Here is a 15,916-nt window from a genome sequence, read left to right as displayed (position 1 = left end):
GATTTTTTATTTTTATAGCATGCAGTTTAGAACTATTGTGCCCGTTGATCCGTCTCGCTGGAAAATAGATCATAAAACCAGAATCATGTTAATGGGTTCCTGTTTTGTGAAGAATATTGGCAGCAAGCTTCAGTATTCAAAGTTTCCGGTCTTCCAGAATCCCTTCGGAATTATTTTTCATCCAATCGCGATGGAAAGATTTTTCAGCCGTATAGCTTCCAGAACCTTATTTACAGAAAGTGATTTACTACTGAAGAATGACCAGTACTTGAGTCTGGAAACGCATTCCATGATGAATAGGAGTAATGCTGAAGAATGTGTTCTAAATCTTAACGAATCGCTGGAAACATCCTATGAATTTCTAAGGGAAGCAGATGTTTTAGTGTTGAGCCTGGGGACGGCCTGGGGTTATGAACACGAAAGCCTGCCCGGAGTTGCTGCAAATTGCCATAAGATTCCGCAGAAAGAATTTGAGAAAAAGTTGTCTTCCATAGATGAGATCACAGATTCCTTAAACAGAATTGCTGAATCACTTCGGGAGATCAATAAAGAAATTAAGATTCTCTACACGCTTTCGCCAGTACGACACTGGAAGGATGGAGTAGTTCAAAACCAGCAGAGTAAGGCTCATTTGCATACCGCTATACAGGAAGCGGTTGGGGTTGATGCAGAATCCTATTATTTCCCATCCTATGAAATTTTACTGGACGAACTACGAGATTATCGATTCTACGCTAATGATATGTTGCATCCCAATGAGTTGGCAATTGACTATATCTGGAACAGGTTTTCTGAAGCCTATTTTAAGGAAAGTACGAAGCAATTAAATACTGAAATCGATAAAGTGCAGAAATCGCTTGCTCATCGACCGCTAGCGGAAAACTCACTTCATCATAAGAAATTTCTTACGAAACTACAAGCTAAAATCGAGGAAATCCAACAAAAACACCCTCAAATAACGTTTTCTTAGGCTGCGTTATTATTGAGTTTATCGGTTTTTGAAGTTATGATAATCTAATTTTAACGTTTTATTCTAATTTATTTGTAAATTTACAAAGCAGATCCGTTATAATTTACGTCTGGAAATTATTTAAGCATTGCTCAGGTAATCAGATAATTATAAGGATTTGTTTTCTAAAATTTGTTGGGGTAGATTTTAGAGTTTACAAAAGGACGGGTGGGGCCGTCCTTTTGTTTTTTACTTCTCAACTTTAACTTTCTTTAGTATTCTTCAGGCATTTTCAACAGGCTATTTTTTATACTTTGCTCTCTTATAGATCATAGCTTATGAAGAACTTTCTAATAGTAATCCTTTTTGCCGTCCTGTGTTTATTTGGTTATTTATACTGGGAAAAACGCAATGATGAGAAGGAAAGTCTTCAGCAGAATACTGCGCTTATCCAAGAACAGATCAGGAATGTAGGTAAGCTCGTGGTTACTGAAGGAACCTTCTCGCAGGTGTTCACTTATAAGAACTCGAAAAGTTTCTATTTCGATGTGCTTTCAGCAAGGAAAAAAGCGCTTATTATCGTGAATGCTGATGTAAGCGTAGCTTATGATTTAAGTAAACTTGATATTGAGATCGATGAAGAGAATAAACGAGTCATCATACATAGCATTCCAGAGGAAGAAATCAAGATAAATCCCAATATCAAATACTATGATGTCACTCAGGATTATCTCAACCAATTCGAAGCCGAAGATTATAATAAGATAAAATCCAGGGTAGAAAAAGGTTTGCGAGAAAAGATTGAAAAATCCAGGCTAAAGACCAATGCGAAAAACCGACTCATAAGTGAGCTCCAAAAGATCTATATTCTAACGAACTCAATGGGATGGTCACTGGAATACCAGGACCAGGTTATTGAAGATAATAAGAATCTCGAAAGAATAAAACTTTAAGGACTTACAAGTTTTGTTTCGGTCATTTCGATGCCATCCTCGATCAAATGAGAAATTTCAGGTCTTCGTTTTGTAAGTTCCAGAAGATATGCTTTGACTTCGTCTGCCAGACTTTGATCATGATCAACAGCAAGTTCATATATCTCTATCGCCAGTAACCAATCATTTTTATGATGCTTTTTCAGAATATCAAAAGCAGCGTTTAATGAGAACTTTGTGTTCTCCCCGTGGCGAATGTTCGAAACTGCCTTGTATAAGGACTCCAGTTCTTCCCGTTCTGGTGTTAGTTGACTTTTAATCGTTGTACTGGATGGATTGTGTGTAATAAGATCAAAAGAATAATGATCTGCAGGTCCGGCAAAGGCAGAAATGATTTCTTTTCCTACCGCCATATCATATCGTCCCCAATCTGGTTGAAATAAGATTTCATCTCCATGAGTAACCGTACAATCTTCAAAACTTATAATGATGATTTTGCCCTGTAGATTTCTGGTTCCTGTAATGATTGAACCTTCTACCTTGATGCCGCCTTCAAATTCAAGACATACTCTTTCGCCTTCGTAGATCGCGTAAGCTCTGAGATCACGCGGACTCATATCTTCAATAGCAAGATTAATGCCTTTTAGTTTTCCAATTGGTGATCCAAATCCTTCTGCGTGAGATGACGTACCATGTCCAACGAGCTCTTTTTCGCGGTATGAAAGTGCGGTTTTCCCAGTTGTTTGAATATAGATAGGTCGATCTTCATGTTCCAGAACCCGGCTAAAATTACCAGAAACCTGGATGCCGGTCGTAAACTCTATAGTTCCAAGATTTTTAGAATCAATTAATTTTTTAATTCCTGAGAGTCCACCACGTCTAAGAGCCATTTTATTCGCAAATTCTTCCAGTACGAGGCTAAGATGTGCAAAATCTGGAGTCACATATAGTTGTGGCTGAGGTTTTGTAATATCAAACTCCTGTTGGGAAGCTTCGATCGTGTAAGGAATCTTCTTTACTTTACTGGTCATACAGGATTTACTTTCTCCAATAGAGGAAAGCAAGCCTGCCCCATAGATCTTAGGATCTTCAGGAGTACCAATTAATCCGTATTCTACCGTCCACCAGTGCAAATTTCTAATCTGCGACATTTCGCTAGGATTCACCTTTTTATTCTGAAGATCCTCCACTCGTTTTTCCACAGCAACAATCTTTTCTTCGGAAGTGTTTTCAGCTTCCTTTAAGATCGATAATTCACGAATCGCTTCGTAAACTTCAAAATCATGTGAGCTGGAGATCGCTTTACATCCAATTTCACCAAACCTTCTCAGGTATTCTGCATATTCAGGATTGGCAATGATGGGTGCATGTCCTGCTCCTTCATGGATGATATCGGGCGCGGGTGTATACTCAAGATGTTCGAGCTGGCGAATATCACTTGCAATCACTAAAACATTGTAGGCCTGGAATTCCATAAAGGCTGCAGGAGGAATAAAACCGTCTACGGCAACTGCCGCCCAGCCTATTTCCTCGAGGATCCTGTTCATTCCATACATATTCGGAATACTGTCTATGGAAATCCCTGTCTTCTTGAGTCCGTCAAGATAGGATTTATGGGCAACCTTACTCAGGTAATCCACATTCTTACGCATCACATATCTCCAAACCGCCTGATTAATAGGAGTATAATCCTCATAATTTTGCGGCTTTATATATTGCTGAAGATGGGCAGGTAACCTGTCCAGAATTTCGTTGGATTGAATATTATCGAGCATGATCTTCCTTTACTAAAACGTTTGCGTTAAAAGTACGAAATTTGATATAGAAATTCCATAATCACGGAGAGCATTAGCCATAAAAAAAGCCCCGAATCGGGGCTTTACTATTATTTATTTCTCCATTCCGGGTGGATATTTTTCCATGATCTTGGCAACGATCTCATTGATACGTTCCTGCTTTTTATTTACTTCCCGGGCTAATGCAGCAGTTCCCATTCCCTGCCACACTAATTCTTTATTTTCAGAATCGATAAGGTCAATATAAAGCGTTCCTTCACTGGTTCTGTTTACGGTATTGAATCCACTTCCCCAGTACCATGGGTTCCATCCCCATCCATAGCCCCATCCAGCAAAATTATTCTGGTAGATATTGATGTTCTCGTTAGTTTTTGTAAAAATGCTCACTAGAAGATCTGGGTTTTCAGATTTTGTGAAGCCATTCTTTTGCATTTCATTCTCGATGGCTCTAAGAATTCTTTTCTTATCAAGATCAGATATATCGGCTTTATCTATTCCTGGTTTGAAAAACGCGAAGGATTTGTACTGATTAAAATCGGCTTCCCGATCGTAATCTGATGCCACACGCACACTAGTACACGAGCTAAAGATTAGTGCCAGTAGCAGCACTAGAGGAGTAATTTTTAAAAATCTCATAGGTTAGAATTTAAGTTGTTCGTTGTAAACTGAAGTAGAATATGAGATCTCTAGTAATATTACCAGATAATTTCAGATTCTTCAGTCTTCTAAAAGACTCAAATATCGTGCCGAAGGATTGATTAGAAGGCGATTGAAGCTCAAGAGCCAGTTGAGAATACCAGATGATTTACTCCTGCTTATTTGTTTTGTTATTATATCCATAGGGACAATGACGACAACCACTTTCGCAACAATAACCGCGTTTTAAGTGATATTTTTCAGTAAAACAGCGGTATCCTTCCGGGGTCAGGTAATAGTCTCCGTCCTCGAGTGGGATTCTTTTTCTCTGAAAATTCATAGCGCTAAAATACAATTTCTTATATTCATTCCATGATTTTAATCGTGAACAGAAGGTTGTTATCAGGGAGATTCAAAGGTATTAGCCTCTGGCCATTTGTAATACTCGAGAATATTCATCTTAAGAAGGATAAATATTTTATCAACCATGAGCGTATTCACCTCCGGCAGCAAATTGAATTGCTCGTGATCTTCTTTTATATATGGTATGCGCTGGAATTTTTTGTTAGATATGCTTCACTTAAGAACGGGATGCAGGCTTATCGAAATATTAGCTTTGAAAAGGAAGCCTACAGACGCGAAACCGACCTTAATTATTTAAAAAAACGCTCCTTCTGGGCTTTCACTAACTATATGTAATAAGTCCCTAGAATTTCATTGCTAATTCTTTCTTCTAAAGCGGATGCATTATTTTTGCAGTTATGAATTCCATTTTTCAGACTTCTGAAGTTATTGTTTCTGAAAATCAATTTGTTGCTGAATTTTCAAATTCAGTGACGCTATATATCAAGCGTGAAGATCTTTTGCATTCTGAAGTGTCCGGGAACAAATTCAGAAAACTGAAGTATTCCCTATTGAAAGCTTCAGAATTGAAAAAGGACTATTTGCTCACTTTTGGCGGTGCTCATAGTAATCATATCGCAGCCACGGCAGCAGCCGGAAAACTGGAAGGTATCTCAACTATTGGTTTTATTAGAGGGGACGAACTGGAATTTAAGAAAGAAAAATGGAGTCCGACATTGAAGTATGCAGATTCCTGCGGAATGAAACTGACATTTATTAGTAGGGAGGCATATCGGGATAAAGATTCTGAAGCATTTCTGAATCAATTGGAATCACAATTTCCCGATGCGATGATCATTCCTGAAGGTGGAACAAGTGAACTGGCGATCAAAGGTTGTGAAGAAATTCTTTCTGAAACCGATGGGGAATATGATTATATATGTACTTCAGTAGGAACCGGAGGCACTATGGCCGGGCTTGGTAATGCTACTCTCTCTCACCAAAATATACTGGGTTTTTCAGCACTTAAATCTGAACACCTTTCCGAAGAAATTAAGAGAATGACCACCAATACGAACTGGTCCATTAATACCAATTACCATTTTGGTGGCTACGCAAAGACTTCTGTAGAATTAATTCAGTTTATGAATGATTTTTTCAGAAAAACCGGAATCAAACTCGATCCGGTTTATACCGGGAAATTACTTTTTGGTATTTTTGATCTTGCGCAGAAAGATTACTTTCCGAAGGGTTCAAAGATCCTGGCAATTCATACCGGAGGCCTGCAGGGAATAGAAGGAATGAACGAGAGATTGAGAAAAAAAGCGCAGCCACAAATTATAACCGAACTATGAAATTGAATAGAGTTTTACTGCTGCTTATTGTCGCTATTTTTGCTGCTTCCTGCGGAAGTCGTAAAAAGGTAGATACCAGGAAAGATGATGTTGTAAAAAGTGATCGACGGGAAGAGAATAAAAATTCTCCAGCAGAGATCGTGGATGATGTACGAGAAGAAATGCCGCGCAATTCGTACCATTATCGGATAGAGGATTACATTCGGGATTACTCTGATATTGCCCAGGAAGAAATGAAATTATATAAGATCCCTGCAAGTATCACGCTCGCCCAGGGAATTTTAGAGTCTGGTGCCGGTAATGGGCAGTTGACCAGACAGGCCAATAATCATTTTGGCATTAAATGTCACGATTGGAATGGTGAAAAAGTATATCATGATGATGATAGAAAGGGAGAATGTTTTAGAAAGTATAAGCACGCGAAATATTCTTACAGGGATCATAGCCTGTTCCTTTCGGGACGAGGTAGATATTCAGAACTTTTTGAACTGGATGCTAATGATTATGAGGGTTGGGCGAAAGGATTAAGAAAGGCCGGTTATGCGACAGACAGGCGTTATCCAGATAAATTGATCGATCTTATTGAACGTTATGAGTTGTATAAATTTGATGAAAACACCAGTGCAAAATCTACTCGTAGCTATGCTGCACAACCTAAAACTACAAATGAAGGTCATGTGGTTCAAAAAGGAGATACCTTGTATTCGATCTCCAAAAAATACGATACTACTGTAGAAGATATTAAACGAAGGAACGGCCTGAACGGAAATAACATTTCCATTGGCCAGATCCTGAATGTAAAATAGAGGAATAGAGTTATGATTCATAAGAGAAGTAGTGCATTGTTTGCAGATGCTAAAAAAGTAATTCCGGGCGGAGTGAATTCACCGGTTAGAGCTTTTAAAGCTGTTGGAGGAGATCCTGTATTCGTTAAGCGAGCTGCAGGAGCCTATTTATATGACGAGGATGATAATCAACTAATAGATTATATAAATTCATGGGGTCCGTTAATTCTCGGACACGCCCACAAGCCGGTAGTAGATGCTGTAGTTGAAAAAGCGAGGATGGGAACATCTTTTGGAACGCCTACAGAAATTGAAACCAAGATCGCAGAACTGGCGGTTAAAATGGTGCCTAATATTGATAAGATAAGAATGGTAAATTCCGGGACTGAAGCCTGTATGAGTGCTGTGCGACTGGCCCGAGGTTTTACTGGAAAAGATAAGATCATCAAATTTGCTGGTTGTTATCATGGGCATAGTGATTCCTTCCTAATCCAGGCGGGGAGTGGAGCAGTAACTTTTGGATCACCAAATAGCCCGGGAGTAACCCAGGGAACGGCTAAAGACACCTTACTTGCTAATTTCAATGACCTTGCAAATGTAAAAGAGCTCGTAGAAGCTAATAAGGAGGAAATTGCCTGTATCATTCTGGAGCCGGTGGCCGGGAATATGGGATGTATTCCGCCAGTTGAAGGTTTTTTACGAGGTTTAAGAAAACTATGTGACGAAACCGGAATTTTACTGGTTTTTGATGAGGTAATGACTGGTTTCAGGCTTGCAGCTGGAGGTGTACAGCAGCGAGAAAATGTTGATGCAGATATTGTATGCTTCGGAAAAGTGATTGGAGGTGGATTGCCTGTTGGGGCTTTTGCAGCAAGAAATGAGATCATGGATCATCTTGCTCCCATTGGACCAGTGTACCAGGCCGGAACGTTAAGTGGAAATCCACTGGCTATGGCTGCAGGTATAGCTATGCTCACAGAACTGGATTCAAATCCAGAGATCTTTGAAAGTATAGACAAGAAAACAGCCTATCTGCACGAGGGTATGGAAAAAGTATTAAAACAAAATGAAATCGATTTCACGATCAATAGATACGGTTCCATGATCTCGGTACATTTTGGACTGGATGCTGTTACAGATTTTGCTTCCGCGGCGAAGTCGGCGAACTTAGGGACTTTTAATAAATTCTTCCACGGGATGTTGGAGAACGGAATTTATATCGCACCAAGTGCCTATGAAACATGGTTTATAAGTGATGCACTTAGTTACGAAGATCTTGATCGAACGATCGAGGTAGTAGATAAAGTAGCTAAAACACTTTAGTAATATTAGATCCGGCGGTAATTACTGTCGGATCTTTTTTAAAATCTTCTATCTTTAAAATAGAAGTTTTCATCAGCTTTGGTGATCTCCCTGATCACTTTGCAAGGATTTCCTGCTGCGATCACTTTGGAAGGGATATCCCGGGTTACTACACTGCCAGATCCAATGACCGTATTATTACCAATACTCACTCCTGGATTTATTACTGAATTTCCACCAATCCATACATTATTACCAATTGTTACGGGAATTGCATATTCCCATTCTTCATTTCTCTTATTTGCATCTATTGGGTGCCCGGCGGTAAAAATACTTACGTTTGGAGCGATCATCACATGGTCACCTATCCTAACTTCAGCACAGTCCAGTATGGTTAGATTATAATTCGAGTAAAAATGGTTTCCAAGGTGAATATTGTAACCATAATCACATTGAAACGGCGGCTGGATATAAAATTCCGAAGAGACTGAACCAAGAATTCTGCGAATGAGATCGTGTCTTTCAGCAATTAGCTCAGGCGAACTATTATTGAAATCAAAACAAGTTTTCTGAGCATGCAGTCGCTCTTCGAACAATTCCGTGTCTGATGCTTTATAGGCTTGCTCACTGAGCATCTTTTCTTTCTCGCTCGCCATGCTTAATTACTTAATTTCAACAATTCCTCAAGATACGTTCTGGAATTCGAAAGTCTGGGTACTTTATGCTGACCGCCAACTTTGTTATGCATTTTCAGCCAATCATAAAAAAGATCAGGACGCGCCTGGTGTACAAGTGGCGCATTAAGGGTCATGTTATTATACCTTTTTGCCTCATAATCACTATTTACTTCCTGTAAGGCAAGATCAAGCTGAACCTTGAAATTATCGAAATCTTTCGGCTCGTTCTTGAATTCGATCATCCATTCATGCGCACCTTTCTCACGGCCTTCCATAAATATTGGGGCCACCGTATAGTCCTTGATCTCACAATTAGTTAAAAGACACACTTTTTTGAGGGCAGATTCAGCATTTTCAATGATAAGCTCTTCACCAAAAACATTGATATGATGCTTCGTTCTCCCGGTAACTTTAATTCGGTAAGGATTGGTATTAGTAAACTTAATGGTATCACCGATCTTGTATCTCCATAAGCCGGCGTTCGTAGTAATCACTACGGCGTAATTCACGCCAATTTTAACTTCATCAAGTGGGATAGCGTGTTCCAGGGCAGAGCCGTAGCTGTCCATAGGTATAAATTCATAGAAGATCCCATAATCCAGCATGAGGAGCATCTCTTTAGAATCGTTAAGATCCTGACAGGCGAAAAATCCTTCCGAAGCATTGTAGATCTCATAGAACCTAAAATCTTCCTTGGGTAAAATTTTCTGGTACTGGGAAGCATAAGGCTCGAAACTTACTCCACCATGAAAATAGGCTTCCAGGTGAGGCCATACTTCAAAAACGTTTTCCTTGCCAGTACTTTGCAACACATTATTCAGCAAAACCAGCATCCAGCTTGGAACACCGGCAAGACTGGTCACCCGTTCCTTAATGGTTTCATTTACGATTGCCTGCATCTTGGTTTCCCAATCATGCATCAATGAAACTTCGTTACTCGGAGTACTGCTAAACTCTGCCCAGAAAGGCATATTATCAATAAGAATGGCAGAAAGATCTCCGTAGCTGGTTCCGTTTTCCTGATAAAGTTCCTTACTGCCTCCGAGACGCAGACTTTTGCCGGTAAACATCTGTGAACCTGGATTGTTATTCAGGTAGATACAGATAAGGTCTTTCCCTGCAGCGTAATGGCATGCTTCCAGTGAATCCTGACTAACGGGAATAAATTTACTTTTTGCATTGGTGGTACCGCTAGATTTTGCAAACCAACGAATAGCTCCCGGCCAGAAAATATTATGTTCACCTTTACGGCTACGCTCAATATCACTTTCTATATCTTCATATTTCTGAATAGGAACACGCTCCCTGAATGTCTGATAATTATTGATCTCAGAAAAATGGTAGCGCTTCCCAACTTCAGTATTCTTTGCTTTGGTAATAAGGTTTCGAAGCAGCTCTTGCTGTACCTCATGAGGATACTTAATGAACAATTCCATTTGATGAATTCTCTTCTTTAAGAACCAAGAAGCAATGGAGTTGACTAATGGAATTGGCATTATTTATTTCTATCTTTAAGCCTTGTTTTGCAGGCGTGACGTTATCTGGTTAAAAATAACGGATTCTTTGAAGCCTGCAAAAAAATAGTTTAGTCTTAAAAAGAAAATTCAATGATCTATAGCGGTGTCCTTACCAAAATGAGAACCGAACTTAGCGATACAGTACAGTATTATTTAGTCTGGAAGGATGATTTCATTCATATGAATCAATTGATAGGCAAGAAAATAAGCATCAATTTTCTCAAATACGAGTGTTTAAATTGCGGACTTCAGAAGAAGATATTCAGACAGGGTTTATGTTATGATTGTTTCAGCTCTATACCCGGAGCAGGGGAATGGGTGATTAGTCCGGAGAAAAGTAAAGCGCATTTAGATGAGGAAGATCGTGACCTGGAGTATGAAAAAAGATCGCAGCTGCAACCGCATATCGTCTACCTGGCAAATTCCAGTGATGTGAAAGTTGGAGTAACGCGCAAAACTCAGGTGCCAACAAGATGGATTGATCAGGGTGCGCATGAAGCGATCGAAATTGTGGAGGTTCCCAATCGTTACCTTGCCGGTATTACTGAAGTTGCTTTAAAGAATCATGTAGCTGATAAAACCAATTGGAGAAAGATGCTAACTAACGATGTGCTTGATCTGGATCTTCATGCTGAAAGAGATAAACTGAAGCAATTTATACCTGATGAAGTACGAGATTATTATCTCGCCAATAACAAGGAGACTGAAATTAAATTTCCCGTAGAGAAATACCCTGAAAAAGTAAAAACCCTGAATTTGAGTAAAAGTCCGTTTTATGAAGGCTTATTACGCGGCATAAAAGGTCAGTACCTCATCTTTGATGATGGAACTGCATTTAATGTAAGAGGACACGAAGGTCACGTAGTCGAGATCAAAGTAGTGCTGTAATTTTAGATACAAATAAAAAAAAGCAGAACCTTCCGGTTCTGCTTTTTTGTATCTAATTATTATTGGTAGTGGTATCGGTTTTCTTCTTGTTATTCTTCAAGATGCCACCTAGAATATTCTTTGCAGCATTCTGAACCTGCTCCTTCTGTGACTTCTGAATACTATCAGATTTAGTCGTTTTGCTTTGAGCGGTGCTGTCCTGTTTTACAGCAGTCGTATCATTTTTACTGAAGGGCTTATTTGGATCCCGTTTCCCCTGAAGGATATCGTTGATCGCGTCTACAGCTTTATCTTCCAGCTTTCCTTTTTGTTTTTCAACCACCTTCTGGGTAAGACTGTTCACTGCCTGCTGCATGTTAAGATTGATCTTTGGATTCTGAAAATTTCCGGTGATCCCAACGGGTAGTGCTACCATCATATTAGAGAAGTCTTCACCACTAAGTTTTCCAAGTGTTCCGCCTACTTCATTCCCAAGATATTTTGCTGGAATGTCCAGCTTCAAGTCATAGTTCATGTTCATGTCAAATCCATGAGTACCACTAACCTGGAACTTTACACCTTTAATGTCAAAATCAAATGGCGCAATAGCTACCTGTCCATCATTGAATGAAAGCTTCGTTTTAAGGTTGGAAAGATCGATCTTATCGAAATTGATGAAACCAAGCTGACTATCAAGTTTTGACAATAATGCTGCTTGTTGCGGGTCGAGTTCTGCAGTAAGTAACTCTGCAAGCGCATCACCCACAAGGCTGGTAAGTTGCGGGGTAAGATCCTCGTTCAGGTTACCCTTTAAATTTACTTTGGACTGTACTTTTCCTTTCATGGCTTTTGCCAGTGGAGCAAGATTCTGCATAAGTTCAAGTCCGTTAAAAGAGGACGCGATATCCAATGAATTAAGATCGAGGTTCATTTCGAAAGTAGGAGTAGGGTTTTTTGTGGATACAAATCCATTGGCACCAATACTACCATTAAAGATATTGGTGGACACGTTCTGCAATCTGGCAGATTCATCTTTAATAATCAATAATCCAGTTACATTCTTTAATTCCAGATTATCATAAAAAACCGTATTAGCATCAAATTGTAACTGAATATCCAGAAAAGAAGGGATCTTTACGGCTTCCTTTCCAGTAGTCTTGCTTTCTGTCTTTTGTGCACCATCCTCCGTGGTAGTTGTAACCTCTTCAGTTTCAGCTAACATGAAATCATTCACAGAAAACACATTCGATCTAGCTTTAAAATTACCTTTTAGCTGCTGATCTGTAAACAGAAATCCAATCAGGTTTTGAATGGTTCCATTTGCAGTAAGATCGGTTTTTCCGGTGGTAAGCTTCAATTCAGGAACACTTACATTCCCCTGGTTAAAACTCATATTTGCATTGGAAATATTGATCTTGTTTGGAATTTCAGGAGAGGCATAGCTAAAGTTTGAAATAGAAGCCGTTCCCTTACTTTGTACATTTTGATATTGCTCTTTTTCAATAGAGTTCATATCGAAACTGGTCTGCACATCTGCAGTAAGCCTTCCATTTAGATCCTGTTCAAGTTCCAGCGGATAGGCTTTGTTGATGTTAGCCAGATTTATACTTCCCTTTAAGGCTAGACTTACCAGCATATTTTCAGTAAGATTGCTCACTTTTCCATTGGCAGAAAATTGATCTTCATCTATTCTGAAGGTAGCCGTATTGATATCGATATAAGTGTCTTCTGCAATTCCGGTATCGTTGAGGATCACCATATCCAGGTTGATATCCTGTACGCTTTTAGGCAGCTCTGGATATTTGAACGATGCGTTGCTGGAAGAAATTTTCACGTTCATCTTCGGAATATAGGTATCGTCAGCTTTTCCGAAGATTCTACCGTCAACGATAAAGTCTCCGTTGGTCTCCACGTTTTCAATATTCTGCGCGTAAGTTTGCGGAATCACCGCCAGGAAATTTTTGAAATCTGAAGAAGGGGTTTTAAAGCTCAGATCCATTTCAGTATCACTTTCATTTACCTGTACATAACCATCAAAGGTTAATGGTAACTGGTTCACCATGGCTTCGTTTTCAAGAAACGTATAGCGCATGTTCTCCAAATCCATTTCCAGTACTGCGTCCAGACTTATAGAATTCTGATTCAGATAATTTACTCCGTCATAATTAAGACTTACCAGGGCTTCAGAATAGGTTTCAAGTTCAGAAGTAGCAAGAGAGAAATCACCATTTCCTTCATGATTCAGGTTTTCAACATCCAGTGCGATCTTCGCCGACTCATCCACATATTTGATCCTGGTATTGTTGATCTCATAATGCTTTAGGTCCAGGCTGAATCCTGTAGCGGTCGAATCTCCGGTGGTTGCCGTGGTATCTTCAATAGCAATATCATAATTGGCCTGTCCCAATGAGTCCACCTTGATATTTAGATAGGCGTTATTGATCTTTACCTGATCTACTCTTTTAGGTTCAGAGCTACTCTTAAAAAGTTCCCTGACAGACATTTCCAGAATGATCTCCTCACTAAGCGCAAGAGTATCTCCTTTAAAAGGTTCATTATTTATAATGATAAGATCCTCGATCACCAAAGTGGCATCCGGAAAATTTCGAAACATACTAAGGTTAATATCTTCAAAATCTACCTGAGCATCCATGTTCTCGTTCAATGTCTTCCTCACGAGATCCTTCAGCTGAGATTCAAATACAAAAGGTGCGATCACCAATAGGATGATGATCGTTAGTAGTGTAAATCCAATTATTTTAAATGCTTTTTTCATAATTCTATGTTTTAGAATAGCTATACTATTCGAGAGTAGGTTGATCAAATTGTAATTCTTCCGCAGGCTTCAGCTTAAAATATTTTCTGAAGGCGAAAACCGCAGCATACAAAAATGGTGTGTCTATCGCAGCGATTAAAACTTTAAAAAGAAATCCGCTCAATAAAAGTCCGCCAAAGAGTTCCCATGAAATTTTATTGAAAGTACAGAGCAAGAATAGGACCGAGAGTGTGTCTACGAACTGGGAAAGGAAGGTAGAGAAATTGTTTCTTAGCCAGAGATGTTTCCCGTGGGTAAGTTTCTTCCAGAAATGAAATAGCTGAATGTCCACATACTGAGCCAGCAAATAGGCCACCATACTGGCAAAAACCGCAATGGCTGTGGCTCCAAGGACCCTTCCGAAAATTTCGTTGTCGATGGGCGACCAACTGGTTGCAGGAACATAATCTGCGATATATATAATTAATAAAGAAAAGACCGAGGCAAAGATTCCAGTGGTTACTACCTGGTTGGCCTTCTTTTTCCCATAGATCTCGCTAATAATATCGGTGATCAAAAAAGTGATTGGATATGGTAAAATTCCCACGGAAATTTCAAAAGTGTAAATTCCGAAGAAATCCCAGTAAAAAAACTTCTGAAAGATCAGGTTGGAAACTACCAGAGAGGCAATGAACAACGCGCTCAGGATCATATAAATTTGTAAAGCCCTGTGCTTCTTTTTCCGGGAAAGTTTACTCAAATTTTTTTATTAAGTCTTGCTGCAAAATTAAGAGTATGTGCTTTTGTTTTGCTTAATTTGCTGTGAAATTATTTGAAGCTACCTATTAAAATTTTCTTAATTCGTTTTGAATTCCCCTAAAACAGTACTATTGGCCTTAGGTAGTAACCTTGGCGACCGTCTAGGTTATTTGCAGACTGCACTTGATCAAATTCATGAAAATATTGGATGGGTCCGGGAGGTTTCTGGTATTTACGAAACTCCGGCCTGGGGATTTGAAGGAAATTCATTTTTCAATGCCTGTACGAAGATCGAAACGAGACTGGATGCACAGCAAATTCTAAAAAGTTTACAGGCAATAGAAAATGAGCTGGGACGAGAGAGAAATAATTCCGGTGCCTATCAAAATCGGGTGATTGATCTGGATCTTTTGATTTTTGAGGATGAGATCATTCAGGTAGAGAACTTGCAGATCCCGCATCCCGGAATTCCAGATAGAAAATTCGTTTTACTGCCGCTTCAGGATATTGCGGCAAAGGAAATGCACCCGGTTCTCAAAAAATCTTATCGCGATCTACTGGCAGATACCAGTGATACTTCAGAAATCAACAAGGTTCCAGAGAAATTAAATATTCCGGGTAGCAAGTATAACTTTCCTAGTTGCAATTATATCGCTGTAGAAGGAAATATTGGTGCTGGGAAAACCAGTTTTTCGACGATGGTTTCCGAAGATTTTAATGCAAAACTGATCCTCGAACGCTTTAAGGACAACCCATTTCTACCAAAGTTTTACGAAGATAAAGATCGCTATGCATTTTCATTGGAAATGTCTTTCCTGGCAGACAGGTATCAGCAACTCTCAGATGACCTGGCGCAGTACGATCTATTTAAGGACTTTATTATTTCAGATTATGATGTGTTCAAGTCGCTTATTTTCGCAAGAATTACACTTCATGAAGATGAATATTCGCTTTATCATAAGTTATTTCATCTAATGTATAAGGAGCTGGTAAAACCGGAACTTTATATCTATTTATATCAAAATACTGACAGATTGCTTCAGAATATTAAGAAAAGAGGCAGGGATTATGAGCAGAATATTCAACCGGAGTATTTGATTGAGATCAATAAGAGTTACCTGAATTTTATTAAGTCTCAAAGTAATATGAAGGTGCAGATCATCGATATTTCAGACCTGGATTTCGTGGCGAACCGGCAGGATTATTTAAAGCTTCTAGCCGAAATCGATAAAGCTGTAAACTAG

At 39.2% G+C, this 15,916-nt stretch carries 15 protein-coding genes; 8 read left to right on the top strand and 7 right to left on the bottom strand.

Annotated elements, in window-relative coordinates:
• Positions 1–19: 19 nt before the first annotated feature.
• Both ABVM50_RS01660 and ABVM50_RS01655 read left to right on the top strand, forming a co-directional pair.
• Complete coding sequence (locus tag ABVM50_RS01660; protein WP_405199686.1) at positions 20–970, top strand: GSCFA domain-containing protein; 951 nt, start codon at positions 20–22, stop codon at positions 968–970.
• 317 nt (positions 971–1,287) lie between these two features.
• Positions 1,288–1,902: a DUF4230 domain-containing protein gene (locus ABVM50_RS01655; RefSeq protein WP_405199685.1), complete on the top strand. Its 615-nt coding sequence runs from the start codon at positions 1,288–1,290 to the stop codon at positions 1,900–1,902.
• Here ABVM50_RS01655 and ABVM50_RS01650 read toward each other — a convergent pair.
• From ABVM50_RS01650 to ABVM50_RS01640, 3 genes are all read right to left on the bottom strand, one after another.
• Complete coding sequence (locus ABVM50_RS01650) at positions 1,899–3,656, bottom strand: aromatic amino acid hydroxylase (RefSeq protein WP_405199684.1); 1,758 nt, start codon at positions 3,654–3,656, stop codon at positions 1,899–1,901. The two genes, ABVM50_RS01655 and ABVM50_RS01650, sit on opposite strands and share 4 nt — an antisense overlap.
• A 114-nt stretch (positions 3,657–3,770) precedes the next feature.
• A complete protein-coding gene (locus ABVM50_RS01645) occupies positions 3,771–4,313 on the bottom strand; it encodes a DUF4136 domain-containing protein (RefSeq protein ID WP_405199683.1) in 543 nt (180 codons plus the stop codon).
• A gap of 169 nt (positions 4,314–4,482) precedes the next feature.
• Positions 4,483–4,653 carry a DUF5522 domain-containing protein gene (locus ABVM50_RS01640; protein WP_405199682.1) on the bottom strand — a complete coding sequence of 57 codons (171 nt, stop codon included), beginning with the start codon at positions 4,651–4,653 and terminating at the stop codon, positions 4,483–4,485.
• Positions 4,654–4,685: 32 nt separating this feature from the next.
• On the opposite strand from ABVM50_RS01640, the gene ABVM50_RS01635 reads away from it, so the two are divergent.
• The 4 genes from ABVM50_RS01635 to hemL all read left to right on the top strand — a co-directional run bounded on the left by ABVM50_RS01635 (position 4,686) and on the right by hemL (position 8,118).
• Positions 4,686–5,012 (top strand): hypothetical protein, encoded by a 327-nt coding sequence (locus ABVM50_RS01635; protein ID WP_298246184.1) that lies wholly within the window; start codon positions 4,686–4,688, stop codon positions 5,010–5,012.
• Between the two features lie 62 nt (positions 5,013–5,074).
• Positions 5,075–6,010 carry a 1-aminocyclopropane-1-carboxylate deaminase/D-cysteine desulfhydrase gene (locus tag ABVM50_RS01630; RefSeq protein ID WP_405199681.1) on the top strand — a complete coding sequence of 312 codons (936 nt, stop codon included), beginning with the start codon at positions 5,075–5,077 and terminating at the stop codon, positions 6,008–6,010.
• On the top strand, positions 6,007–6,816 hold the full coding sequence (locus ABVM50_RS01625; RefSeq protein ID WP_405199680.1) for a glucosaminidase domain-containing protein: 810 nt from the start codon (positions 6,007–6,009) through the stop codon (positions 6,814–6,816). Before ABVM50_RS01630 ends, ABVM50_RS01625 begins: the two co-directional genes overlap by 4 nt.
• Positions 6,817–6,828: 12 nt before the next feature.
• The gene (gene hemL, locus ABVM50_RS01620; RefSeq protein WP_405199679.1) at positions 6,829–8,118 is read left to right on the top strand and encodes a glutamate-1-semialdehyde 2,1-aminomutase; all 1,290 of its coding nucleotides are present in this window, start codon (positions 6,829–6,831) and stop codon (positions 8,116–8,118) included.
• A gap of 38 nt (positions 8,119–8,156) precedes the next feature.
• On the opposite strand, the gene ABVM50_RS01615 is transcribed toward hemL, so the two are convergent.
• Together ABVM50_RS01615 and ABVM50_RS01610 are read right to left on the bottom strand one after the other, a co-directional pair.
• Positions 8,157–8,753 carry a sugar O-acetyltransferase gene (locus ABVM50_RS01615; RefSeq protein WP_405199678.1) on the bottom strand — a complete coding sequence of 199 codons (597 nt, stop codon included), beginning with the start codon at positions 8,751–8,753 and terminating at the stop codon, positions 8,157–8,159.
• Positions 8,754–8,755: 2 nt separating this feature from the next.
• Positions 8,756–10,270 carry a GH3 auxin-responsive promoter family protein gene (locus ABVM50_RS01610; RefSeq protein WP_405199677.1) on the bottom strand — a complete coding sequence of 505 codons (1,515 nt, stop codon included), beginning with the start codon at positions 10,268–10,270 and terminating at the stop codon, positions 8,756–8,758.
• A gap of 111 nt (positions 10,271–10,381) precedes the next feature.
• On the opposite strand from ABVM50_RS01610, the gene ABVM50_RS01605 reads away from it, so the two are divergent.
• On the top strand, positions 10,382–11,179 hold the full coding sequence (locus ABVM50_RS01605; protein ID WP_405199676.1) for a DUF2797 domain-containing protein: 798 nt from the start codon (positions 10,382–10,384) through the stop codon (positions 11,177–11,179).
• 52 nt (positions 11,180–11,231) lie between these two features.
• On the opposite strand, the gene ABVM50_RS01600 is transcribed toward ABVM50_RS01605, so the two are convergent.
• A complete protein-coding gene (locus tag ABVM50_RS01600; RefSeq protein WP_405199675.1) occupies positions 11,232–13,934 on the bottom strand; it encodes an AsmA-like C-terminal region-containing protein in 2,703 nt (900 codons plus the stop codon).
• 25 nt (positions 13,935–13,959) lie between these two features.
• Positions 13,960–14,625: a queuosine precursor transporter gene (locus ABVM50_RS01595; RefSeq protein ID WP_405200674.1), complete on the bottom strand. Its 666-nt coding sequence runs from the start codon at positions 14,623–14,625 to the stop codon at positions 13,960–13,962.
• Positions 14,626–14,779: 154 nt separating this feature from the next.
• Between ABVM50_RS01595 and folK the strand changes: the two genes are divergently transcribed.
• A complete protein-coding gene (folK, locus tag ABVM50_RS01590; RefSeq protein ID WP_405199674.1) occupies positions 14,780–15,916 on the top strand; it encodes a 2-amino-4-hydroxy-6-hydroxymethyldihydropteridine diphosphokinase in 1,137 nt (378 codons plus the stop codon).

The sequence above is a fragment of the Christiangramia sp. LLG6405-1 genome (genome assembly GCF_045055805.1).
In the GTDB taxonomy this organism is placed as follows: Bacteria; Bacteroidota; Bacteroidia; order Flavobacteriales; family Flavobacteriaceae; genus Christiangramia.
This window is presented reverse-complemented; position numbering and strand designations above follow the sequence as displayed.

Excerpts from the sequence above, each read along its gene's own strand:
- ABVM50_RS01660 (WP_405199686.1), top strand. The coding sequence starts at position 20 with ATGCAGTTTAGAACTATTGTGCCCGTTGATCCGTCTCGCTGGAAAATA.
- ABVM50_RS01655 (WP_405199685.1), top strand. The coding sequence starts at position 1,288 with ATGAAGAACTTTCTAATAGTAATCCTTTTTGCCGTCCTGTGTTTATTT.
- ABVM50_RS01650 (WP_405199684.1), bottom strand. The coding sequence starts at position 3,656 with ATGCTCGATAATATTCAATCCAACGAAATTCTGGACAGGTTACCTGCC.
- ABVM50_RS01645 (WP_405199683.1), bottom strand. The coding sequence starts at position 4,313 with ATGAGATTTTTAAAAATTACTCCTCTAGTGCTGCTACTGGCACTAATC.
- ABVM50_RS01640 (WP_405199682.1), bottom strand. The coding sequence starts at position 4,653 with ATGAATTTTCAGAGAAAAAGAATCCCACTCGAGGACGGAGACTATTAC.
- ABVM50_RS01635 (WP_298246184.1), top strand. The coding sequence starts at position 4,686 with ATGATTTTAATCGTGAACAGAAGGTTGTTATCAGGGAGATTCAAAGGT.
- ABVM50_RS01630 (WP_405199681.1), top strand. The coding sequence starts at position 5,075 with ATGAATTCCATTTTTCAGACTTCTGAAGTTATTGTTTCTGAAAATCAA.
- ABVM50_RS01625 (WP_405199680.1), top strand. The coding sequence starts at position 6,007 with ATGAAATTGAATAGAGTTTTACTGCTGCTTATTGTCGCTATTTTTGCT.
- hemL (WP_405199679.1), top strand. The coding sequence starts at position 6,829 with ATGATTCATAAGAGAAGTAGTGCATTGTTTGCAGATGCTAAAAAAGTA.
- ABVM50_RS01615 (WP_405199678.1), bottom strand. The coding sequence starts at position 8,753 with ATGGCGAGCGAGAAAGAAAAGATGCTCAGTGAGCAAGCCTATAAAGCA.
- ABVM50_RS01610 (WP_405199677.1), bottom strand. The coding sequence starts at position 10,270 with ATGCCAATTCCATTAGTCAACTCCATTGCTTCTTGGTTCTTAAAGAAG.
- ABVM50_RS01605 (WP_405199676.1), top strand. The coding sequence starts at position 10,382 with ATGATCTATAGCGGTGTCCTTACCAAAATGAGAACCGAACTTAGCGAT.
- ABVM50_RS01600 (WP_405199675.1), bottom strand. The coding sequence starts at position 13,934 with ATGAAAAAAGCATTTAAAATAATTGGATTTACACTACTAACGATCATC.
- ABVM50_RS01595 (WP_405200674.1), bottom strand. The coding sequence starts at position 14,625 with ATGATCCTGAGCGCGTTGTTCATTGCCTCTCTGGTAGTTTCCAACCTG.